We start from the raw sequence: 23,985 nt of genomic DNA on the forward strand, positions 1-23,985 counted from the left end.
TAAAAAATTGTTGTAAGGTCTGGCTTAATATATTTGAACTAATTGCAGCAATTTTTCTCTGGTTGCTGTTGAGATAAAACTTGCGTTTAAAGCATCAATATTCGTTTGTATGAAGTCTTCATCCTGCCAACCAAACCGATCATGTAATAATTGATATTCTTGATTTAAAGTCGTATTCGCCACCGTTCGAGCATCAGTATTAATATTGAGCTTTACACCAGCTTGCTTAAGCTTATCGACGGAATGTTTTTCGATGTTTTCAAAAACATTGCATACGATATTACTACTTGGGCATACTTCAAGTAATATATTCTGCTGCTTTAATCTCGCAACGACAGCATCATTTTCTATACTACGTACGCCATGGCCTATACGAGTTACACTTAATTTATCGAGTACTTCGGTAACACTATCAGCTCCTTTGGCTTCTCCTGCATGCGCTATGACATTGCCGCCCATGTGTCTAACATGTTCAAAAGCTGCGATGTGATTGTCTAATGAATACCGCGCTTCGTCAGCTGCCAGATCAAGTCCAACAACGCCATCATTCATAAAGTTAGTCACTAATTTTGCAGTCTTCATACTATCCTCAAGGCTAAAGTGCCTGAGCGTGCATAAAAGTAGTCCAGCTTTGATATCGTATAGTGCCGATGCTTGCTGCATTGCTTCTAGCACTGTTTCAGTCACTTCTTCTACTGTTAGTCCTAGTCGGGTATGTAAAAGGGGAGCAAAGCGAAGTTCTGCATAAATAACATGGTCTGCCTTCAGTTGATCAAATAGATCATCGACTGCAAGAGCAATGGCTGATTTTGTCTGTAGAATATCCAGAGTGGGCGCTATCTTACTTAAAAAATCCCCTAGATCTTTACATTTATTCGGGGCAATAAAAGTGTCATTAAATGTTTTTAGTCTTAAATCTGGCAGAATTTGCCTCGCACAATAATAGCTAAGGGAGGTGTCTAAATGAACATGCAGCTCAACCTTGGCTAATTTTTTAGGATCAAATAACTTCATAATTTTCTCAGTTTATAAGTAGCGACTAGCTCAACATCGCATCATCAAATGCTGTATCTCAGTATCAATCAATATAAAGTCTTACTGTGACAATACCTTTATTCTTGAGGTGTGCTACAGCTTATGTTCCAATTTAAATTAAAAAAAGGACATATGTCCCTTTTTAAATATTTGATAAAATGTGCTAAGTGAAGAATGTAATTTAGCTCTATGCCACTTATGCCCAAAGTCGGCTTAAAACATAGAGCGACACTGTGTATGCCTGATAGATGCGCGGGCTAGAGAAGAGTTGTAAATGATGAAGAATATGAATAAAAATGAATTAATGCAGACCTATATTGATACATTTTCATTGTGTAGCTATTTCTCTCCAGCATTGTTAGAAAATCTACGATTAAAGCAAATAGAAGAGGGTGAATACCTTGTTGCACAAGGAAGTTTATTAAATAATCTCTACTTACTGGTGGATGGAAAGCTGCAAGTAGAACATTTTCAGCAAGATGGAAGTTATGCTGTATTTTCTATTGAAAAGGCATTCTCGGTGATTGGTGATTTAGAGCTTTTTTTAGATATCGATATGTATACGGTGAGTACTGTTCGAGCGATTTCAAAGTCAGATATTCTTGAAATACCTTTGAGCAAGATTCAGCAATATGGTTTTAATGACCCTATTTTTCTACGCTTTATTTGTACTCACCTGAGTAAAAAACTATACGCTTCGACTCAATTGCTGACGAATGTATCACTTCCTGCATTTGTTAAAGTGCGAAAGTACTTGGCAATCAGGGCTGAAGCTGAAGGAACTGTTATTCACTTAGAGAAACGTGATTCTATTGCTGCTCTGCTTGGAATTTCAACTAGACAGCTCAATCGTGTTCTTAAAGATTTAGCGGAGTTAAGTATTATTCAGTTCAAAAATAAAACAGTGCAAGTACTGGACAGCGATTACCTCTCTGAAATCAAGGCGACAGATTTTTTCTAACTGAAAAGAGATAATTTGCTTACAAAATATAAAACATCTCACTCGGAAGCTTATAAGAAAACTATCGTTTTAATATTTAAAGAAGGAGGTTATTTTAGCCTATGATTTTTTATTGCTTGAGACTAATTCAAGATATTATTTTTTTGATAGTTTTTGAGACTCTAAAAGCATAGCATTGCTAAGAATCTTTTGAATACGATTGGATGATAAAATGGCACTAAAGATATGATATTTAGTGCCATCATTTGGATCTTAAGAGAGCTTGGCTTTGCTTAGACAGTGGGGGTTTTTACTTTATTTTCTTAAAGATAAAGTCATTAATCTTATGACCAGATTCCAGACCACGACGCTCGAATTTAGTCACTGGACGCCATTCTGGGCGAGGGTAGCTATTGCCTTTACCTGCCAAGTTTTCCATATCTGGACGGTTATCTAGGATATCAAGCATCCACTCTGCATATGGTTCCCAATCTGTTGCCGAGTGGAATGTACCACCCAACTCAAGCTTTTGTTCAACCAGTTGCATACGCTCATGAATCACAAAACGGCGTTTAAAGTGACGCTTCTTCTGCCACGGATCTGGGAAATAAAGCTGTACGCAGTTAATGCTGTTATCTGGCATTTCACGTAATACCTGAATCGCATCGGCATCCAGTACAAACAGGTTCTTTAAGCCCGCCATACCCGCTTCATAGACGCACTGTGCAATACCAGGCACATGCACTTCGATTCCGACAAAGTTACGTTCAGGATTGGCTTTTGCCATTAATACCAAAGAGCGACCCATACCAAAACCGATTTCAACAGTTAATGGGCGTTCAGGATGTTCAAAGTGTTGACGTAAATCACCAACAGGGTATTCCAAAATTAAATCACGATAATCTTCTAAAGCAGTACGTTGTGAAGTATTGAGCGGAGCTGAACGACGCATAAACGTCACAATTTCACGGTGCTCAGGCAAATTGTCGAGTTCCGTAATTTGCGTTTCTAACTGATCGTTTGACATGATTCTGGAGATATAAATATAGAAATGCCGTATTTTAAGTGTTCAGGTGGTCAAGTCAAACTTTAAGTGATTTTATTTAGCCAGTCATTTCTGAAATTGATTAAAATTTGTCAAAAAATCTTCATGTAGCTGTCACAGAAATTGCATAGCCTAATTACAATTTTAACACTAAGTAAAAAACGATGAACAATTTCAAATACCATTCGATCGCCATTTGTTTAGGCCTGTTAGGTGCATCTTCAATCTTTTCCGCTGCACATGCACAATTGATGTTTAGCCAATATGTCGATGGCAGTAGTAATAAAAAAGGACTGGAAATTTATAACCCCGATGCGACAGCGGTAAATCTGGCTGATTATGAAATTCAGCAGTTCAATAATGGTGGCACGGTTAAAACCGTAGCTTTCCCACTACAGGGCACGTTGGCCAGTAAACAAAAATTCTTGATTGGTCGTTCTGAATTACAGACGCAATTGGGAGGTAAGGTGAATCAGGTGGCGGGCCTGTCCTTTAATGGTGACGATGCCATTGTCTTGCTCTATCGTGGTACGCCTGTAGATCGTTTTGGTCGCATTGGTGAACGTCCAACAAATGGTTGGGGCACCACAGTGCTAAGTATGGGCAATAGCTTTAAGCGCATTCAAACTGACAACCCTGTCGTCAGTGTTGATCCAACTAGCCCATTTGATTTAGATCAATCTTGGCAGGCATGGACAGATCGGAATGACTTTTCGAATTTAACTGGCTCAACCACCACACCACCGATTACAGATGCAGTCAGTTGTAATAGCAGTGACACGCCGATTGCCAGCCTAGCGCAATCGACACAGAATCAAAACTATACCATTCGTGGTGTGATCACGGCAGACTATCGTTATAGCAATGGTTTCTCTGGTTTTTATGTACAAACACCTGATAGTAAAGCTACTGCAAATGTCAGTAACGCCATCTTTGTCTATATTCCTGCCAGCAGTGCAGTAAAAGGCGGACAGGTTGGCGATGAAGTGATTCTGCGTGGTCGTTTAACCAGTTACCAGAACCAACTGCAAATTGACCAGTTACAGCAAGATATTCAGAGCTGTAACCAGAATATGGCATCGCTGATTCAACCACTGGATTTGAATTTACCTTTTAGCAGCTTAACGGATGCATCTGGGAACTCTCCAAAACGTTATCAGGGCATGCTGGTAAAATTACCGCAAACGCTGACGGTGAGTGAAAACTATAATTTTGGCCGTTATGGTGAATTGTCACTGAGTTTAGGTCGCTTATTCATTCCAACCAATCTTTATCCAGCATTGTCCAATGAAGCAAAAGCATTGGCACAGCAGAATCTGCTTTCCAAGATTATTTTTGATGATGGATATGGCAACCAGAACCGTGCACCGTGGTTGCCACAGAACTTTAGTGCCCTCAATACCTTGCGCTCTGGCTACCAGTTAAAGAATGCACAAGGGATTTTAGAATATCGTTTTAATGCTTGGCGTGTACAACCGATTGCAGGGGCGAACTTGCCAGAAATCGTGACCACCACCAATCCACGCACAACGATTGCAGCGAAACAAAGTAAGCATATTCGTGCTGCGGCATTTAACGTGCTGAACTATGACAACGGTAAAAATGGTTTCCCAACAGAACGTGGTGCCAACAGTCAGGCTGAATTTGATAAACAGCATGCCAAAATCGTGAATGCGTTAAAATCGATTGATGCGGACGTTTATGGCTTAATGGAAATTGCCAACAATGGTTATGGTAGTGATAGTGCGGTTGCCAATCTGACTAAAGCCTTAGGACCAGACTGGAAATATGTGATTCCAGAAGGCCTGAATCAGCTGGGTACCGATGTGATTGCGGTTGCGATTATTTATAACAGCAAACGTGTCCAGCCGGTCAATAAAGCCGCAGTATTGGACTTGGGGGATAAAAACCGTTCAACGCTTGCGCAATCATTTAAACCGGTACAAGGTGGTCAGATCTTCACGGTCATTCCAAACCATCTCAAATCTAAAGGCTGTAAGGGCGTAGATGCCAACTCTCTCGATGCCGATCAAAGAGATGGTCAAGGCTGTTGGAACCCAACCCGTGTTAAAGCGGTTGAACAACTCACCCAGTGGATTGCCAAAAATCCAACCCAAGTGAAAAATCCGAATATCTTGCTCTTGGGCGATATGAACAGTTATGCCAAAGAAGATCCGATCCTGACCTTTGAGAAAGCCAACTATAAAGTCTTGTTGAATGACAGCAAAGTGGGTGAGGGCAGCAAGGCCTATAGCTATGTCTTTGGTGTATCGAGTGATGCCGATGGTTATGGCGGTGCAGGAAACCTTGATCATGCCATTGCCGATGCCAATCTGTATAAGCGCGTGATTAAAACCTTTGCTTGGCATATCAATGCTGATGAGCCAACGGTATTGGACTATAACGAAGAATATAAAACCGATGAGCAAAAAGCACTGTTCTTTGCTGCTGATGCTTATCGTTCTTCAGATCATGATCCTGTAATTGTAGATCTGGACATGAAAAGCTCGGATTCGCAATTAGAACCAAACAATCCGAAGAATATCATCGTTGAATTTTTAAACTCATTATTTGAATGGTTAGGGAAGATTTTTGGTCGGGCGTAACGCGATTTCCGTGACCTTGTTTGATTTGTTTTTTCATAAATTAATCAATCGTCACGGAATATAACTTGCAAGGCAGAAAAAAATTCATTAATAGTAGTGGTGTGGATGTTCTTAGCATGAAAGCTATTATAAATTTTAGTTATTTCTGTTCTTGAGTTTCGTTGGAACGTTCTAGAGCATAAGTCGTTAGATAACAAGGATCAATTATGAAGTTGTATTATTCACCTGGTGCATGCTCATTGGCAGCCCATATTATTTTAAATGAAATTAACGTAGATTTTGATTTAGAACGAGTTGATCTAAAAACACATAAAACCTCAAAAGGTGCAGATTATTACGAGATTAATCCAAAGGGCTATGTGCCTGCTTTGGAAATTAATCCAGGTTTGATTTTAACTGAAAATGTAGCGATTTTACCTTTCTTGGCTCAGCATGATCCAAAACAGGATTTGATTCCGCCTTCAGGCATGGGGCGTGCCAAGGTGCTAGAGTGGTTGGGATACCTCAACTCAGAATTACATGATGCTTATTCAGTCTTTTTTGGCGGTCGATTAACCGACGATGAAAAGACCAAAGCCTATGCCGAAGTTGATCGTTTGCTCAGTTATATCGATAACTACTTAGCTGAATCTGAATATGATTATCTGGTCGATGATAATTTTGGCCCAGCAGATGCTTATTTATTTGTGTTAACTAACTGGTCTAATCATATCGAACATGACTTGACGCCTTATATCAACATTATTGCGTTGCGTAATAAAGTGGCTGAACGTCAGTCTGTGCAAATCGCAATGCGTGATGAAGGCTTATTGAGCTAATTGATGCATCCCAATAAAAAAGCCTCTGTAAACAGAGGCTTTTTTATTTCAACAATAATTGAAATTATTGTTGAGCTTTTTGTTTTACATCAGCAGCCGTTGATTCAACCGCGCCAGCAACTTTAGCAGTTGCATCACGTGCAGCAGCCTCAGTTTTTGCAGCAGCTTCAGCAGTTGCATTCGCAGTGTGATCAGCAGCAGCATCAATTTGGTTGCTTGCTGTATCTACAGCAGTCGCAACATCACTTGAAGCAGCATCAGCAGCATTGTGAAGATCAGCACCAGCTTGGTCAGCAGCATGCTCTAAATGTTCGCCAGTTGTTGCACCTGTTTCAGGCGCTTTATCTTTATTACAGCCTACAAGGGCAACAGTAGCAGCGAGACCTAAAGCAACGAGTAATTTATTCATTGTCATATTTCCTTTTCTTTGTGGCATCCAATAGGAATGGATAGCAAAAATATAAACATAAACTACAGGAATAATAAAGTAGAAAAATTGTTGATAACTTGTAAAAACACGCACTTACATCAGATCATGTAAGTGCGTGCATAGCTATTAGATGAGCTTAAACGCCAGAACGGATCATATAGTCAAAGGCAGACAGTGATGCTTTCGCGCCTTCACCCGTCGCAATGATGATCTGCTTGTACGGTACTGTAGTACAGTCACCTGCAGCAAACACACCTTTGACATTGGTTTCGTTGCGGTCATTAATCACAATCTCACCACGATTACTCAGTTCAACTGCACTGTTCTTCAAGAAGTCAGTGTTTGGCAATAAACCAATTTGTACAAAGATCCCTGCAAGTTCAACAGTATGCTCAACATCAGTGGCACGGTCTTTATACTTCAACGCCGTGACTTGTGAACCATCACCCACGACTTCAGTACTCAAGGCATTCATGATCACAGTGGTGTTTGGCAAGCTGTTTAATTTGTCTTGCAACACTTGGTCAGCACGAAGTTTGGTATCAAACTCAACCAAAGTCACATGCTCAACAATGCCTGCAAGGTCAATGGCTGCTTCTACACCAGAGTTACCACCACCAATCACCGCAACACGTTTGCCTTTGAATAATGGGCCATCACAGTGTGGGCAGTACGCAACACCGCGAGTACGGTATTCTGCTTCACCTGGTACATTCATCTCTCTCCAACGCGCACCTGTTGAAAGAATGATGGTTTTCGATTCAAGTTTGGCGCCATTTTCCAGTTCCACTTTAACCAGACCATTGGCCGTTTGATCTGCACCGGTGATCTTGCTGACACGTTGCAGGTTCATGATGTCTACACCGTACTCACGCACATGGGCTTCCATGTCTTGAGCAAACTGAGGACCTACCGTTTTTTGAACCGTAGTGAAGTTCTCAATGTCCATGGTGTCCATCACCTGACCACCAAAGCGTTCAGCTACGATACCGGTTTTAATGCCTTTACGTGCTGCATAGATTGCTGCTGTACCACCTGCAGGGCCACCACCAATCACCAACACATCAAAAGCATCTTTAGCATTGATTGCGGCTGCATCTTTCTCAGCTGAATTGCTATCCAGTTTGGCTACAATTTCTTCCAGTGTCATACGGCCTTGACCAATATGCTGGTTGTCTTGGAATACCATGGGTACTGCCAAGATTTTGCGTTCTTCAACTTCGTCTTGGAAGAAGGCACCATCAATCATGGTCGCCGTAGTATTTGGATTATTGATCGCAATCAAGTTCAAGGCTTGCACCACATCTGGACAGTTGTGGCAGCTCAAGGACACGAACACATCAAAATTTGCTGTTAAGTTTAAACCTTTGATCTGGTTGAGTACGTCATCAGAGACTTTAGGGGCATAACCCGACACTTGTAATAATGCCAAGATCAAGGAAGTAAACTCATGTCCCATCGGTAAGCCAGCAAAGAACACACGTGGTTGTTCGCCTGCTTTGGCCACACCGAAACTAGGACGGCGAGCGTTTGAACCGTCAAAACGCGCCGTAACTTGGTCAGAAAGTTCAGCAATTTCAGTCACGAGTTCTTTGATTTTGTCTGCTTTATCTGAGTCATCTAAAGCAGCAACCAACTCGATTGGACTTTCTAAACGTTCTAAGTAAGCTTTTAATTGAGTTTTAATATTTTGATCTAACATATATTTCTCCAAACGCTAAGACTTTCAAATCAGCTAAATTCATTCAATAAGGCTATAGTATGCAAAAGTAATGAATAGGTAAAACAGTATGTTTTTATGAGTTTGATCGGTTTTTTGAATTTTTAATGATTTTGTCACTTTTTTGAACATATCTTTCAGTAAAAATTTGAGTACAATCAAAGTTGTTATATAACTGCAATCATTTCGTGGCATAAACAAAGGGTAAACAACATGGCATTACAGCGTGGCATCTATCAACACTATAAAGGACAATTATATCAAGTATTTAATGTGGCTCGTCATAGTGAAACCGAAGAAGAGCTGGTTGTTTACCAATGCCTATACGGGGATTATTCCATGTGGGTACGTCCATTAGCGATGTTTCTTGAAACGGTTCAGTTGGATGATGGGCAGGTTTTGCCACGTTTCAAGTTGATTCAGAACACCTAAATTCGATACTTGTCGGGGACACGTATTGGGAGGATCAGACATGACCAGCACTGTATTTTTACAACGTATTTCTGATTTATATGATGAGTTTAAACAACATGATGCACGGCAGTCTGATCGCTTAAGACGTTATCGGAATATTGAAGCCGAATCGGCCAAACTGCTTGGGATGCTGGTTCGCACCCAGCAATCAAAACGGATTCTGGAAATTGGTACTTCTACAGGATATTCAACGCTTTGGCTGGCAGAAGCAGCTAAGGCTGTGGGTGGGACCGTACAGACCCTTGAGATCAATGCTTTTCGTAGTGCCCAAGCACAAAAATATGCTGAAGAGTTCGGTTTAGATAAATTTATTGATTTCTGGGTAGGAGATGCTGCCGATTATCTGGCACAGGCAATCGACCCATTTGACTTAATTTTATTGGATGCCGAACGTGGCAGCTATGTGAGCTATTGGGAAGATTTAAAACGCTTATTGCAGTCTTCTGGAAGTACCTTGATTGTTGATAATGTGATTTCCCATGCTGCAGAAGTAAAAGCATTTCTTGAACAGATTAAAGATGATGAAGCGTATATGAGCACGATTCTGCCAATTGGCGCGGGTCTATGTCTGGTGGTCTTGAAGTAAGCTTATTTTTTGCTGGTGTTTTAGCCGATAAATTTGCGGACTACAGCCAACGAGCTTATTAAATGCACGGGTAAAATTGGCCGGATTGGAATAACCCAGCTCATAGGCGATATGGGTAATGGTAAATGTAGAATTCTCCAATAAATCAATAGCACGCTCGATGGTGACCTGCTGTTTTAAGGTTTGGAATTCAACACCTTGCTGTTGTAAATAACGCTGTAAGGTTTTGGTAGAAATGTTCAAGACTTTGGCGCATTCAGTTAAGGTGGGGACTTGATTGGCTTGCTTGAGCATCATGCTGACCCATTCCACAATTTCACCTTGATGATAGATTTTCTGAATTTGTTCCTGACAACGTTGTTCAACTACTTTTAAACTATGCGCATCTGCCAATGGTAAGGGCAGTGCCAATTGTTGTGCATCAATGACAACCCGTATGCCTGAGATCCAGGTGTAGTTAAAGTGGAAATTGGCTTTGACTAAATGTAGATAACGTTCTTGATAAACTGGTTCTGGGATACTTAAATAGACTTGATAGCGTTGTAATTGCTGACCAGCCAACTCTAATAAGCTGTAGTAAAAGGCTACCGCAATCGCTTCAATATGAAAGGCCAGACATTGCTTGTTCATGTGTAAAATCGGTTCAAATAACAGTTCAACCTTGTTTGATTCTGCTGGGAAATGAATGCTCAGTTTAAAGCTCGGCATAATCAATCTAAAGTACTGTGCAATCAGTCTAAGTGCATGTTCTAGATGAGGACTGGTCATCAGGGCATAACCAACCAAACTATGTGAACTCAGTTTTAGATTTTTCCCCAGTTCAAAGGCGAGGTCTTGGGTATTGGGTAGGCTTAAACCAATCGCAATGAATTGTTCAATTTGTTGAACTGACAGCAGTTCTGTTTTTGCAAGTTCATCTTTTAAACTGATGAGCAAATCATTATCGTATTGATGTGTACTGATCAGTATTTCAATCAGCCGCAAATAATAACGCGATGGAATAACTGGAATTTGCTGCTTTTGCACAAGAATTGCTCATTAAAGTCTTAAAATGATAATAGCAAGTCTTAAAATGATAATATAGAGGGGTGATAAAAGCACACACTCAATTCAAGCAAAACATTTTGTGTTTGATTGAGGAAATTCTAATGAATATGCATACTCAAATTGATGTAGAGCAGGTAACAACAAACTTTAAAGATAAAAAACGTCATTTATGGTTATTGGGTTTGGCTGTCCCTACAATTGCAATGAGCGGTCTAGCGGGTTATCAATTTGGCCCAAAGAAAACCAAAAAATTCTTCGCTTCTTTTGGTCCATTATTTATTCATGGCGTTATTCCTGCACTGGATAAACTGATTGGTGAAGACACGGAAAATCCGCCATTAGATGCAATCGCAGACTTGGAAGCAGATCCTTATTATTCACGTATTGTGAAGCTTTTCATACCATTACAATATGCGACCAATATTTATGGCGCTTATTTAGCCAGTCGCAAAGATACGCCCGTCGCGGATCAAGTTTTACTTGGAACTTTGGTGGGCATGGTCAATGGGATTGCGATTAATACCGCACATGAACTTAGCCATAAAACTGGACGGCTTGAACATTACCTTTCCCATTTGGCTTTGGCACCATCGGGTTATAACCACTTCCGCATCGAACATCCATATGGGCATCATCGTCGTGTTGCAACACCAGAAGATCCTGCATCTTCCCAATTTGGCGAAAGTTTCTGGAAATTCTTACCACGGACTGTCATTGGCAGTTTTAAATCCGCGATTGAAATTGAAAAGAATCGTTTAGAACGTAAGAAGTTGCCTTTCTTCTGTAAGGAAAATGAGCTGATCCATGGCTGGGCGATGTCTGCCGTGTATCATGCGGCTATGTTTAGCAAGTTTGGCATGCGTTCGGTACCGTTCCAAGTCACGCAAGCTGCCTATGCAGTGACTTTATTTGAATCAGTGAATTACATTGAACATTATGGTTTAAAGCGCGAGAAAAAGGCCAATGGTCAATATGAGCGTACTTTACCTGAGCATAGCTGGAATAATAATAATGTGGTGACCAATTTGTTCTTGTATCAATTACAACGCCACTCGGATCATCATGCCAATCCAACCCGAAGCTTCCAGACCTTGCGTCATTTTGAAGATGCACCTCAATTACCAGCAGGGTATGGTGCAATGATTTTACCTGCGTTTATTCCATCGTGGTGGTCAAAAATTATGGATGATCGGGTCGTGCAGCACTACAAAGGTGATTTAGACAGAATTAATGTTTATCCTGAAGCCAAGCAGAAAATGTTAGACAAATATGCTGAACAGGATAGTGCCGCTTAAAGCTCAATCAGATCCAACGTAAATCAGCCCAATTGGGCTGATTTTTAATATTTTAAGCTGAGATACAGAGCCGTTTAAAATGTAGATCAAATTCAAGATATTTATGCACAAAGGCTGTTTTATCGTTGGTACGAAGCAAATTATTGTAGATAAACTCTGGAACAGGATGATAAAGCTCGCCTGAGCCATTGCTATAGAAAATTTTTAAATAGCGTGAAGAAACATCGTATTTCCAAGAGGTTACAACAACCGGTTTTTCCATATATTCGTCCCCATATTGATTTGATCTTTTAGTACATAATGAATAACTCTGGTGTTTCCTCATTTGACAGTACTCCAACTGGGACGGTCTGACAATTCATAAGTGAAGCTTGCTATAAATTTATAAGTATAAGAATTGTAAAAAATTAGCTATAAAATTTTAGGTTTACTAATCTACGATTTTGAAAAAAACAGGCAAAAAGAAACCACCCTAAGAAGGGTGGTTTCAAACCAATTGGTCTAATCTAAATAATTAGATTTTACCAACTAAGTCGATAGATGGAGCAAGCGTAGCTTCGCCTTCTTTCCATTTTGCTGGGCATACTTCACCTGGGTGAGCGTGAACATATTGAGCAGCTTTAACTTTACGAAGAAGTTCAGATGCGTCACGACCGATACCACCAGCGTTGATTTCAACGATTTGGATTTTGCCTTCTGGATCGATTACGAAAGTACCACGGTCAGCAAGACCAGCAGCTTCGATTAATACGTCGAAGTTTTTAGAAAGAGTCCAAGTTGGATCGCCGATCAATGGATATTGGATTTTACCAATAACATCTGAAGTGTCGTGCCAAGCTTTGTGCGTGAAGTGAGTGTCAGTAGACACGCCATAAATTTCAACGCCTAATTTTTGGAATTCAGCATAGTTGTCAGCAAGGTCGCCTAACTCAGTTGGGCATACAAAAGTAAAGTCAGCTGGGTAGAAGAATACAACAGACCATTTGCCTTTAAGATCCGCTTCAGATACGTCAACAAATTGACCGTTGTGGTACGCAGTTGCTTTAAATGGTTTAACTTCAGTATTAATTAAGCTCATCATTGTCTCCATGATTGAGGTTTTATTGAGAGGCTAACGCCTTACTTGTTTACGAGGTCAAGAATAAATAATTTTTAGTTATTGGGGAAATAGTATTTTTACATGACTAAAATCGGAAAATTGAATAACTCAATCAAAAACGACTTTCACCCAAGGATATCTGTCTTATTTGACCGCATGTAGATGAAGCAAACATGACAAAAGATCCAGAACTAATGTGCATAACAACATGAAGTCTACGCTGTTAAAATTCAAGGGTAAAATTGAAAAAATCTAAAAATATATAAAAAACCAAGATATACGATTAAATTTTCTTCGTTAAATAAGAGCTTTCAATGAGAGGTGTGATACAGCATGACAGTAGCAGCAATTCTTCTTTTTATATATTGCTCTGAAGAGATTATACGGTTTCTTTGCATAGCAAGGTTTTAAGGCGTAAAATAGGCGATTCTTTTTATTTTCAGGAAAGCTGTTCAGTGCAGAGTCATTTAAATGTAGATCAATGGGTTATGGCACGTGACCGTCACCGTTTAAATCGACTGCGCAAGGATAAGAAAACAGAAACAGCAGACATCGAAAAACTATTTGAACAGTCCAATCATAAAGTTAAACAGCGTTTAGCCCGCATACCGCAAATCAAGCTCAATCAAGACTTGCCTGTTACTCAATATGCAGATCGCCTGATTACTGCGATTCAAAAGCATCAAGTCATTATTGTGGCAGGGGAAACCGGCTCGGGTAAAACCACGCAACTACCGCAAATTGCGATGTTGGCGGGTCGTGGTCTTACAGGCATGATTGGTCATACTCAGCCACGTCGATTGGCTGCACGTAGTGTCTCGCAACGTATTGCGGAAGAAGTGGGGCAAAAGCTGGGGGATGCGATTGGTTTTAAGGTCCGTTTTAACGAGCAAGGTTCTCAAGACTCCATTGTACGTTTGATGACGGACGGTATTCTGTTAGCAGAGCTCACCAATGATCGTTTCCTTTCGAAATACGACACCATCATTATTGATGAAGCGCACGAACGTTCACTCAATATTGACTTTATCATGGGTTATCTTAAGCAGTTATTGCCAAAGCGTCCTGATTTAAAAGTGATCGTGACCTCTGCGACTTTGGATGTAAACCGTTTTAGCCAATACTTTAATGAAGCTCCAATCTTTGAAGTGGAAGGGCGAAGCTTCCCTGTGGAAGTGCGTTATCGTCCCATCTCCGAGTTGAGTATTGTCGGTAGTGATGATGATGAGTTCGATGACTTTGAAGAAAATCTACCACGTGCTGTGGTACAGGCAGTCGAAGAATGTTTTGCCGATGCAGAAAGTCGTGGTCATCCTGAACATGCCGATATTCTGATTTTTGCCAGTACCGAGCAAGAAATTCGGGAATTACAGGAAACCTTGCAAAAGCATGGTCCTCGACATACTGAGGTACTGCCTTTATATGCACGTTTGGCGCTGGCTGAACAGCAAAAGATTTTTAGTCCAAGTGGTAAAGGACGGCGCATTATTATTGCCACTAACGTGGCGGAAACGGCGTTGACGGTGCCGAATATTCGTTATGTGATTGATAGTGGTTTTGCCCGTATTTCCCGCTATAACCACCGTTCACGGGTACAGCGATTACCGATTGAAGCGATTTCACAGGCAGCAGCCAATCAGCGTAAAGGCCGCTGTGGGCGTATTGCTGCGGGTGTCTGTATTCGTTTGTACAGCGAAGAAGACTTTTTAAGCCGTCCTGAGTTTACCGAACCTGAGATTAAACGAACCAACTTGGCTTCCGTGATTTTGCAGATGCAAAGTTTAGGTCTGGGCAGTCTGGAAGATTTTGATTTCATTGAACCACCTGATTTTCGTCTGGTGAATGATGGTCGCAAACTCTTGATTGAGTTGGGTGCATTAACAGATAAAAAAGCCCCTCTTTCCCAAAAAGGGGTTGGGGGAGATTCATCTAGAGATAATCCCCCTCAATCCCCCTTTACCAAAGGGGGAAGTCCAGATAGCTTAACCAAAGTCGGTCAAATGATGGCGCGTATGCCGATTGACCCACGACTGGCACGAATGTTGATTGGCGGTGCGCACTTTGGCGTACTTAAAGAGACGCTGATTATTGTTAGTGCCTTGGCTATTCAAGATCCGCGTGAACGTCCGGCCGATAAACAAATGCAGGCCGATCAAAAGCATGCCTTATTCAAAGAAGCAGATTCAGATTTCCTCTTTTATTTAAAACTCTGGAATACCATTCAGACCAGTCCTGACACACAAACCGAAAACAAGCGCCGTCAGTTTGCACGGCAGCATTTCTTGAGTTGGTTGCGCTTACGTGAATGGAAGCAAACCCATCAACAATTGGTTGAACTGGCTGAAGGTTTAAAACTCAGTTTTAATGAAAAAGGTGCGAATTACGAAAACTTGCACCGTGCACTTTTAACAGGGCTGCTTTCATTTATTGCCAATAAAACAGATGAACGTAATACTTTTATGGCTGTACGTCAGCAGAAAGCCAAAGTGTTCCCAGCCAGTACCCTACACAAGACCAATACTGCTTGGGTTATGGCCTTTGAGATGGTGGAAACTTCTCAGGTGTATTTACGTACTTTGGCAAAAATTGATCCTGAATGGATTTTGTTGGCAGCACGAGACCTATTGAAATATCACTATTTCGAGCCACATTGGTCGAAAAAAGCAGGCATCGTCAATGCTTATGCGCAAATTTCATTGTTTGGTTTAATCATTGAACCGAAGCGCATGGTGAATTTTGAGAAAGTAGATCAGCCTGCGGCACATGAAATCTTCTTACGTGATGCTCTGACTACGGGTAATTTAGGTGTTACACCGCCGTTTTTAAAGCACAACCTACTGAAACTCGAAGAAGTTGAACGGGTAGAAGATAAGTTGCGTCGTCGCGATTTAGTGGTCGATGAGGAAACCATTTACCAGTTCTATGCCGAGAAAGTGCCAGAGGAAATTGCCAGTCGTCGTAGCTTTGAAGATTGGCGGGCAACAGTAGAAACAGACAATCCACGCTACCTGTTCGTTGAAGATGATGCTTTGTGGATGAATGATCGTCCCACCACGCAACAATTCCCTGATTATTTACATAATGGTCAGTTACGTTTGGCTGCAAGCTATCGTTTTGATCCAAGTCATGATGAAGATGGGGCAACGGTTAAAATCCCTGTGCAGGCTTTACCGCAAGTAGATGAAAAGCAATGGTCTTGGGGAATTCCTGGTTGGCGACAAGATTTAATTGAAGCTTTGCTCAAAGCACTTCCTAAAGATAAACGTCGTAATCTGGTTCCGATTCCAGATACCGCGAAAAAGTTGATGCAAGGCATTGATGCGGTACATTTACGTGAGCATCTATTTAATTATTTGGCCTTTGCTTTACGTGGTGAACAGATTACGGAAAAAGATTTTTCTTTCGAGCGAATTGATCAATATCTGGTGCCTTTTATTAAGGTACTGGATGAAAAAGGTAAACTCATTGCCCAAGGCCGTGACTTAGATGAGTTAAAAGCACGTTGTCGTGTTGAAACTCATCGTCCAGTGAAACAGCAAGCCGGTGAGTTCCAGACCTTCCCTGAGAATTTTGTATTTGAAGCCTCACAAAAAGTGACGGGCGTGATCGTCAAGCAATATCAGGCTTTGGTTCCAAGTAAGCGATTTGCTGAGCTTGATGCCAAAGATGAATCGGGCGTGGTGATTCAAACCTTCAATGATCAAGATGAAGCGATCAAGCAACATCGTGAAGGGGTGATTCGTCTGGTGCATATGCAATTGGGAGATTTAATCCGTCAATTGAAAAAGCAGATTTCCAAACCGTTGGCATTGGCTTATTCGCCGTTGGGGGATCGTGCCAAACTGGAGCAAATGCTGGTCTATGCAACCTTACAGGTTTCGATTCAGGAACTACCTAAAAATTCAGATGAGTTTCAGCAATTACTGGCTGAAACTAAAAAGCAGTTTTTAGCAAATGGTCAACAGACATTGAGTGATTTAACTGAAATATTTACTCAATGGCAGCAGATTCGCCGTGAACTATTGGTCTTGGATCAGAGTATTTTTGGTCGAAGTGTGGATGATATCGAAGATCAGCTTGATTTAATGTCATTGGCGAACTTTGTGTATAGCCGTCCTCCCGAGATTTGGCAGGAATACCCGCGCTATTTAAGAGCATTGCTATTGCGTTTAGATCGTTTGCCAAATAATCTACAACGAGACCTTGCTGCAATTGATGATGTCGATCCATGGATGGACAAAGTGTTTAAATTTAAAAATGATCCTAGAATCAAAGAATTGTATTTGATGTTGGAAGAACTCAGAATTTCCTTGTTTTCTCAGCCGATGAAAACAAAGCTGCCTATTTCACCAACTAGATTACAAAAACTATGGGATCGATTAGCAATCGGTTAAACTGAGAAATATGAAAGTTAGAAGCATTCTTTACAGGAGTTTTACATGGGCATCCGTATAACTGGTACAGGTTTATTCCACCCAACCGAATCTATTTCCAATGAAGAGTTGGTTGAAAGTTTAAATGCTTATGTAGAACAGTATAACCAAGACCACGCAGCTCAAATCGAAGCAGGCGAGATTGAGGCATTACGCGGCTCAAGCCCTGAGTTTATTGAAAAAGCATCAGGGATTAAACGCCGTTACGTGGTCGAAAAATCAGGTATTTTAGATCCGAATCGTTTACGCCCGCGTTTGCAAGAGCGTAGTAATGATGAGCTTTCACTCCAAGCGGAGTGGGGTGTGATCGCTGCGAAACAAGCGATGGAAAATGCCGGCGTCACTGCAGAAGACATCGATGTTGTCATTTTGGCATGTTCAAATATGCAGCGTGCCTATCCGGCAGTGGCGATTGAAATCCAGTCAGCATTGGGTATTCAAGGCTATGCCTATGATATGAATGTGGCTTGTTCTGCGGCAACATTCGGTTTGAAACAAGCCTATGATGCGGTGAAATGTGGTGCTCGTCGTGTGTTGTTGCTGAATGTTGAGATTACTTCAGGCCATTTGGATTATCGTACCCGTGATGCACACTTTATCTTTGGTGATGTTGCAACTGCATCGATCATTGAGGAAACGGAAAGCAAATCTGGCTTTGAAATTTTAGATATTCATTTGTTTACCCAGTTCTCAAATAATATTCGTAATAACTTCGGTTTCTTAAACCGTAGTGAAGATGCGGTGGTGGACGACAAATTATTCCGTCAAGATGGCCGTAAAGTCTTTAAAGAAGTTTGTCCGCTGGTTGCGAAAATCATTACGGCACAATTGCAGAAACTGGAATTAACCGCTGAGCAAATTAAACGTTTCTGGTTACACCAAGCCAATGCCAATATGAATGAACTGATTTTGAAACTGGTGGTGGGCAAAGATGCTGATTTGGCACGTGCACCAATCATTCTGGATGAGTTTGCCAATACCTCATCAGCAGGTGTAATTATTGCAATGCATCGTACCGGTGAGCAGGTCAATGATGGTGAGTATGCAGTGATTTCTTCATTCGGTGCGGGTTATTCTGTTGGTTCGATTGTGGTACAAAAACATATTGCTTAAGCTTTTGTTTTAATAATAAAAAAACACCACAATTGTGGTGTTTTTTATTTGTGTATCAGGTTTATTTAAATAAAATTGCTAAATCAATCACTTGTGGGGTGGAGCTATTTCCAATAGTCGATGCTGATAAATTTGGTGCGCCATCGACATTAATTGCTAATCTTGCACGAGGTGTTGTAATCGTAGTATCACTATTTATATCAATACGATAGAGTATAGATGGCCCTGATTCATTTGAAACGGTAGCAAGGGCATAACCATTGTCTCCACCCGCAATATCAAAGCCATTATCTAGGCCAAGGTTAATGCCTAAATCTCCAATCAAATTTAGTGTTCCATTATTTGGAGGATTTTGTTTAGTCAGTGTTTTATTACTTTGATCTAGATCAAAAAGTTCTGTACTAAGTGTATCTATAGGTGTTTTAAAACTATTTGTATAAGCTGCTGCTGTTACTTTGGCACCCGAAGCTCCATTGATATCACCATCTTTAATCGTTTCGCCAGTATCAACATTTATTCGTAAGTTTTGCCCTGTATCACTGATCACACGAAGGCGATCGGCTGTTGGATTGAAATCAACTGCAAAGCTCGTGCCTTGTAAAGTCGTAAAACCACTGCCTGCTGCCGGTTTTAATGTAGTGACTAAGCTTGCTAAACCAGAATCAGTGTTAATGGTATACAGATTTGCTTTGTTGCTGAGTCCGTACAGTATGGCTGAATTTCCTGTCGCAGTTCTTAGTCGGTAATCAATACCAATAAGTTTTTCATCAACCAGCAAACCTTTTAAGGATTTTTCTGATACTGAATTGGGATTGCTTAATGCAAAATTTATTAGTTTATTATTTGCGGTTAAACCAAAGCCTTGGGCGGTTGAGTCTGCGGCTCTTTTTAACGCGATCCCGCGAATCCCCATACTATTAAAATGACTGTTTAATTCGCTCGTTGCAAAAATGGCATCATTATTCGTGCCAATATTAGCAAGGTTAAGTTGGTAAAATTTATACGACCCAGACATGAGTTTTAGAGCAGCAAATCCAATATTATTGACTGGGTCAATATCAAATCCGCCGCCACCGTTGGTATTTATATCTGAACCTAGTACGGCTGAACTTCCAAGTGTACCCGCATTAGCATTTTGCAAATAAATTCGATCAGAGTTTTGGTCTATGCTGAAAAGCTTTGTAGATCCTGTGCCTGCAAATGCATTGGTATATGCACCTGCAACAACAGTAGGACTACTCCCTGCTAAATTAATTGCACCATCCGTTATTGTTGCACCTGTATCAACATTAATTCGAAGGTTTTGTCCAGTATTGGTCATAACTCTTAAACGGTCAGCAACTGGATTGAAATTGACTGTGATGAGATTTGCATCACCTATAATTTTTGTAAATGGTTCATTTCCATCGGTGGTATCGGTTGGGTCTGCAATTAGTTTTTTAACAAATGTAGCAACACCTGTTGATGGGTTAAGTGTATAAATGTTTCCTAATAAACCAACTGCATAAAGTTTACTGTCTTTAGGCCGATAATCAATTCCTACAAGTTCATCACCAGGCTGTAAATCGGTAATCTTAAGATTCGAGACAATTGTATTTGGTGTCATTCTATCTATTGAGCTGATCATCCCATTGTTGGTCAAAATTAAGGTATCACCTGTATTGGTATTGACTATCTCGGAGTCATTGTTTGAATCATTATTACAGCCTAATAATATTAAGCTTCCCAGTGTTGCAGCGGTCAGTGTGAATACTCTCTTCTTCATCGTTTTGAATCCTGATTAATGTATTTTTGGTTATAAGAAACTTTGCAGAAATGTTCCCTGTTATTCATAAAACGTTGAGCTTCTAGTAGTTGAATGGCCTAGAGGAGTGGCTTTAAATAAAAATTTCGGCTTTATTCTTTAAATGTACGGTTTAACAACTTTATATTCGGTCTAATCAGGATATAGAGGGGGTAGGTTGAAGTAAATTAATGTTTTTATATGGTTTTTTTGTAGTTGGGTTTTGAGTTGTAATTATTCACACTGATTTCACAGCGAATAAGAAAGTCTATTTTTATACTTAAGTTTATTGAAGCCCGGATTTTGAGATATAAAAAAAGAGAGAATATTAGAATTCTCTCTTTTTTTATTGAAGCTTAAGCTTCAATCGTTTGAACTGCAATTTTCTTGGCAGGATCGACTTTGCGACGTACTGCCGGTACAGGCTCACCATGGTATTGGCGATCAGCAAAGTAGCTTGAGCGAACCATTGGCGCAGACCAGATATTTCTAAAACCGAGTTTACGACCATGTTCTGCATAACGCTCGAACTCTTCTGGTGTAACAAAGCGGTCAATTGGTGCATGTTGCTTAGAAGGCTGTAGATATTGACCAATGGTAATGTAGTCAACATCATGTGCTCTAAGATCATCGAGCAGGGCAATCACTTCTTCTTCAGTTTCACCGATACCGACCATCAAACCACATTTTGTTGGTACATCAGGGCAGTATTCTTTAAACATTTTTAACAGCGTTAAAGAGTGCTGATAATCAGAACCTGGACGCATCGCTTTATACAAACGCGGCACAGTTTCAATGTTGTGGTTGAATACGTCTGGAGGACATTCAGTCATGATGCGTAAGGCAATATCCATACGACCACGGAAGTCAGGTACCAGAATTTCCAATAAGGTTTTTGGGCTTAATGCACGGGCTTCTTTGATACAATCAACGAAGTGTTGAGCACCACCATCCAAAAGGTCGTCACGGTCAACCGAGGTAATCACGGCATATTTGAGGCCGAGATTGGAAATGGTTTCTGCCATATGACGAGGTTCATCTGGATCTAAAGCATTTGGACGACCATGTGCAACGTCACAGAAAGGACAACGACGTGTACAGATGTCACCCATGATCATAAAGGTTGCTGTACCACCACCGAAACATTCAGGTAGGTTGGGACAAGCAGCTTCTTCACATACAGTATGCAGTTTTTGCGAGCGCAAGGTTGTTTTGATACGCTGAACTTCTTCTGGAGCGGTCATCTTGACTCGAATCCAGTCAGGTTTGCGAGGTACTTCAACCGTAGGGATAACTTTTACAGGAATTCTTGCGACTTTTTCCGCGCCACGAAGTTTTATACCCTGTTCAGGTTTACGGTGTTCAGACATATAATTTCTACAGCCTTTGACTTGAGATATCCCGTTATTATAGTCAAATTTGCTGTAATAAAGCATGAAAAGTGGTATTCATTTTGAAAATGTAAATATATAAAAATATATAGTTGTGAAATACATCATCTGCCTGCATATTGGTTATCATATATAAAGCAAAAACGGTTAGAAACAAAGGAGCTTTGAATGCCACGTAAGAAAGAGGTCGTTGGTGGGAATATTGTTAAATATGATGCAGTAATTCTCGGTTCTGGCCCAGCTGGCGAAGGCGCGGCAATGAAGCTTGCAAAAGCAGGTAAACGTGTTGCAATCGTTGATGTTCGAGATCAACTCGGTGGTAACTGCGCACACGTAGGAACAATTCCAAGTAAAGCATTACGTCAAACAGTTTCAAGTATTATTCGTTATCAACGTGATCCAATGTTTCAAAAAGTCGGTGAGTGGAAACAATTCACCATGAAACAGGTGTTGCGTAATGCGCATAAAGTCATTCAACAGCAAGTTGATACGCATACACGTTTTTATGACCGCAATAAAATCGAAGTTTTCCACGGTCGTGCCTATATCCAAGACAAAAACACAGTTTTGATTTTTGGTCAGGATGGCATTAAAGATACCATTATTTGCAAGCAGATCGTGATTGCAACAGGTAGTCGTCCATACCAGCCAAAAGGCCTTGATTTTAATCATCCACGTGTATTTGATTCGGATAAGATTCTTGATCTTGATTATTCAATCCAGAAAATTATCATTTATGGTGCAGGTGTGATTGGTTGCGAATATGCATCTATCTTCATTGGACTCGATCATAAAGTTGATTTGATTAACACTCAGCAAAAACTTTTAAGCTATCTGGATGATGAAATTGCCGATGCATTGTCATATCACTTACGCGAACAAGGCGTATTGATTCGTCACAATGAACAAATCGATCGTTTAGAAACCTTTGATGACCATGTGGTCTTGCATTTGCTCAGCGGTAAGAAAATCAAAGCCGATGCGATTTTGTGGTGTAACGGTCGCTCGGGTAATACCGATGGTCTAGGTTTGGAAAATGTTGGTTTGGTTCCAAATGGTCGTGGCCAGCTCATGGTGAATGATCAATATCAAACTGAAGCTGAAAATATTTATGCGGCGGGTGATGTCATTGGCTGGCCATCTTTGGCATCGGCTGCGTATGACCAAGGTCGTTGCGCGGGTGCAAACATGGTAGGCGAAAAGAATGTCAAGCCAATCCGTGATGTACCAACAGGCATTTATACCATTCCAGAGATTTCATCGATTGGTAAGACTGAGCAAGAATTGACTGAAGAAAAGGTACCTTATGAAGTAGGGCAGGCATCTTTCCGTCACTTGGCACGTGCACAGATTACAGGTGATACAGTAGGCGAGTTGAAGATTCTGTTCAATCGTGACACCTTAGAGGTCTTGGGTATTCACTGCTTTGGTAACAATGCGGCTGAGATTATTCACATTGGACAAGTGGTGATGCACAGTCCAAACAATACGTTGAAATACTTTGTTGAAACGACCTTCAACTATCCAACCATGGCGGAAGCTTATCGCGTTGCAGCGTTGAATGGTATGAATCGTCTGTTCTAAGTGATATAGACGTTGTATGATTAAAATGCCAATCAAATTGATTGGCATTTTGCCGTCTTATGCTTGAGAAAAGTAGATATGAGCTCTCAAAAAAATAATTTGATCATTATTGTCATTATTGTATTAGTTGCTGCTTATTTTGGTTTTGATTTTAAGCAGAAACAAAATACAGATCGTAATTCGCCTACACAGACCTCAAGTAGTCAAGTCTCTATTGATGATCAACAGAAGATCATGCAGGCTTACCAGCAACAACGGAGCAATGTGCAAGTGCAGGCGCAAGGCATCGTGAAAGCAGTTTTGCCAGATGATAACGAAGGTTCAAGACATCAAAAAATGATTCTCAAGCTGGAGAATGGTTTAACGGTTTTGATTGCGCATAATATTGATTTAGCCCCAAGAATCGAAGGCCTTAAAAAAGGTGATACAGTTGAGTTCTTTGGTGAATATGAATACAGCCAGAAAGGTGGAGTTGTTCACTGGACTCATCACGATCCACGTGGCAAACATGTTGATGGTTGGCTGAAATATCAGGGAAGAATGTATCAATAACGTTCTTCCCTAGTGGGTGAGTTGCAAGATGTGC

19 protein-coding genes are annotated in these 23,985 nt (G+C 40.7%); 10 read left to right on the top strand and 9 right to left on the bottom strand.

Annotated features, from left to right (window positions below; translation table 11 throughout):
- Positions 1–24: 24 nt before the first annotated feature.
- Positions 25–1,014 carry an adenosine deaminase gene (add, locus tag F907_RS08970; protein WP_016652208.1) on the bottom strand — a complete coding sequence of 330 codons (990 nt, stop codon included), beginning with the start codon at positions 1,012–1,014 and terminating at the stop codon, positions 25–27.
- 295 nt (positions 1,015–1,309) lie between these two features.
- Between add and F907_RS08965 the strand changes: the two genes are divergently transcribed.
- On the top strand, positions 1,310–1,996 hold the full coding sequence (locus tag F907_RS08965; RefSeq protein ID WP_016652209.1) for a Crp/Fnr family transcriptional regulator: 687 nt from the start codon (positions 1,310–1,312) through the stop codon (positions 1,994–1,996).
- A gap of 289 nt (positions 1,997–2,285) precedes the next feature.
- On the opposite strand, the gene trmB is transcribed toward F907_RS08965, so the two are convergent.
- Positions 2,286–3,002: a tRNA (guanosine(46)-N7)-methyltransferase TrmB gene (gene trmB / locus F907_RS08960; RefSeq protein WP_004654068.1), complete on the bottom strand. Its 717-nt coding sequence runs from the start codon at positions 3,000–3,002 to the stop codon at positions 2,286–2,288.
- 182 nt (positions 3,003–3,184) lie between these two features.
- Between trmB and F907_RS08955 the strand changes: the two genes are divergently transcribed.
- Positions 3,185–5,626 (top strand): ExeM/NucH family extracellular endonuclease, encoded by a 2,442-nt coding sequence (locus F907_RS08955; RefSeq protein ID WP_005274625.1) that lies wholly within the window; start codon positions 3,185–3,187, stop codon positions 5,624–5,626.
- Between the two features lie 206 nt (positions 5,627–5,832).
- On the top strand, positions 5,833–6,444 hold the full coding sequence (locus tag F907_RS08950) for a glutathione binding-like protein (RefSeq protein WP_005242024.1): 612 nt from the start codon (positions 5,833–5,835) through the stop codon (positions 6,442–6,444).
- 64 nt (positions 6,445–6,508) lie between these two features.
- Here the strand turns inward: F907_RS08950 and F907_RS08945 are convergent, their stop codons facing one another.
- Together F907_RS08945 and ahpF are read right to left on the bottom strand one after the other, a co-directional pair.
- Positions 6,509–6,853, bottom strand: coding sequence for a hypothetical protein (locus F907_RS08945; RefSeq protein ID WP_005274627.1), 345 nt, complete (start codon positions 6,851–6,853; stop codon positions 6,509–6,511).
- Positions 6,854–7,010: 157 nt separating this feature from the next.
- Complete coding sequence (ahpF, locus tag F907_RS08940) at positions 7,011–8,576, bottom strand: alkyl hydroperoxide reductase subunit F (RefSeq protein ID WP_016652210.1); 1,566 nt, start codon at positions 8,574–8,576, stop codon at positions 7,011–7,013.
- A 231-nt stretch (positions 8,577–8,807) separates the two neighbouring features.
- Between ahpF and F907_RS08935 the strand changes: the two genes are divergently transcribed.
- Together F907_RS08935 and F907_RS08930 are read left to right on the top strand one after the other, a co-directional pair.
- On the top strand, positions 8,808–9,026 hold the full coding sequence (locus tag F907_RS08935) for a DUF1653 domain-containing protein (RefSeq protein ID WP_016652211.1): 219 nt from the start codon (positions 8,808–8,810) through the stop codon (positions 9,024–9,026).
- 40 nt (positions 9,027–9,066) lie between these two features.
- Entirely contained in the window at positions 9,067–9,654 is a 588-nt protein-coding gene (locus F907_RS08930) for an O-methyltransferase (protein WP_016652212.1), read from the top strand.
- Here F907_RS08930 and F907_RS08925 read toward each other — a convergent pair.
- Entirely contained in the window at positions 9,631–10,680 is a 1,050-nt protein-coding gene (locus F907_RS08925) for a helix-turn-helix domain-containing protein (RefSeq protein ID WP_016652213.1), read from the bottom strand. The genes F907_RS08930 and F907_RS08925 overlap by 24 nt on opposite strands.
- A 122-nt stretch (positions 10,681–10,802) precedes the next feature.
- Here F907_RS08925 and F907_RS08920 point away from each other — a divergent pair, with 122 nt between their 5' ends.
- Positions 10,803–11,996, top strand: a complete 1,194-nt coding sequence (locus F907_RS08920; RefSeq protein ID WP_016652214.1) for an alkane 1-monooxygenase — start codon at positions 10,803–10,805, stop codon at positions 11,994–11,996.
- 52 nt (positions 11,997–12,048) lie between these two features.
- On the opposite strand, the gene F907_RS0118020 is transcribed toward F907_RS08920, so the two are convergent.
- Entirely contained in the window at positions 12,049–12,258 is a 210-nt protein-coding gene (locus F907_RS0118020) for a KTSC domain-containing protein (protein ID WP_005204416.1), read from the bottom strand.
- A gap of 252 nt (positions 12,259–12,510) precedes the next feature.
- Entirely contained in the window at positions 12,511–13,074 is a 564-nt protein-coding gene (ahpC, locus tag F907_RS08915) for an alkyl hydroperoxide reductase subunit C (protein WP_004772679.1), read from the bottom strand.
- 476 nt (positions 13,075–13,550) lie between these two features.
- On the opposite strand from ahpC, the gene hrpA reads away from it, so the two are divergent.
- Both hrpA and F907_RS08905 read left to right on the top strand, forming a co-directional pair.
- On the top strand, positions 13,551–17,489 hold the full coding sequence (hrpA, locus tag F907_RS08910; RefSeq protein WP_016652215.1) for an ATP-dependent RNA helicase HrpA: 3,939 nt from the start codon (positions 13,551–13,553) through the stop codon (positions 17,487–17,489).
- 45 nt (positions 17,490–17,534) lie between these two features.
- Positions 17,535–18,641, top strand: coding sequence for a beta-ketoacyl-ACP synthase III (locus F907_RS08905; RefSeq protein WP_016652216.1), 1,107 nt, complete (start codon positions 17,535–17,537; stop codon positions 18,639–18,641).
- A gap of 61 nt (positions 18,642–18,702) precedes the next feature.
- On the opposite strand, the gene F907_RS08900 is transcribed toward F907_RS08905, so the two are convergent.
- Entirely contained in the window at positions 18,703–20,406 is a 1,704-nt protein-coding gene (locus tag F907_RS08900) for a DUF4394 domain-containing protein (protein WP_016652217.1), read from the bottom strand.
- 374 nt (positions 20,407–20,780) lie between these two features.
- A complete protein-coding gene (lipA, locus tag F907_RS08895; protein ID WP_032862080.1) occupies positions 20,781–21,794 on the bottom strand; it encodes a lipoyl synthase in 1,014 nt (337 codons plus the stop codon).
- Positions 21,795–21,983: 189 nt separating this feature from the next.
- Between lipA and sthA the strand changes: the two genes are divergently transcribed.
- Both sthA and F907_RS08885 read left to right on the top strand, forming a co-directional pair.
- Positions 21,984–23,399 carry a Si-specific NAD(P)(+) transhydrogenase gene (gene sthA / locus F907_RS08890; RefSeq protein WP_004806376.1) on the top strand — a complete coding sequence of 472 codons (1,416 nt, stop codon included), beginning with the start codon at positions 21,984–21,986 and terminating at the stop codon, positions 23,397–23,399.
- A gap of 78 nt (positions 23,400–23,477) precedes the next feature.
- On the top strand, positions 23,478–23,951 hold the full coding sequence (locus F907_RS08885; protein ID WP_016652219.1) for a DUF3465 domain-containing protein: 474 nt from the start codon (positions 23,478–23,480) through the stop codon (positions 23,949–23,951).
- Positions 23,952–23,985: the final 34 nt, after the last annotated feature.

The sequence above is a fragment of the Acinetobacter colistiniresistens genome, from assembly GCF_000413935.1.
Taxonomy (GTDB): domain Bacteria; phylum Pseudomonadota; class Gammaproteobacteria; order Pseudomonadales; family Moraxellaceae; genus Acinetobacter; species Acinetobacter colistiniresistens.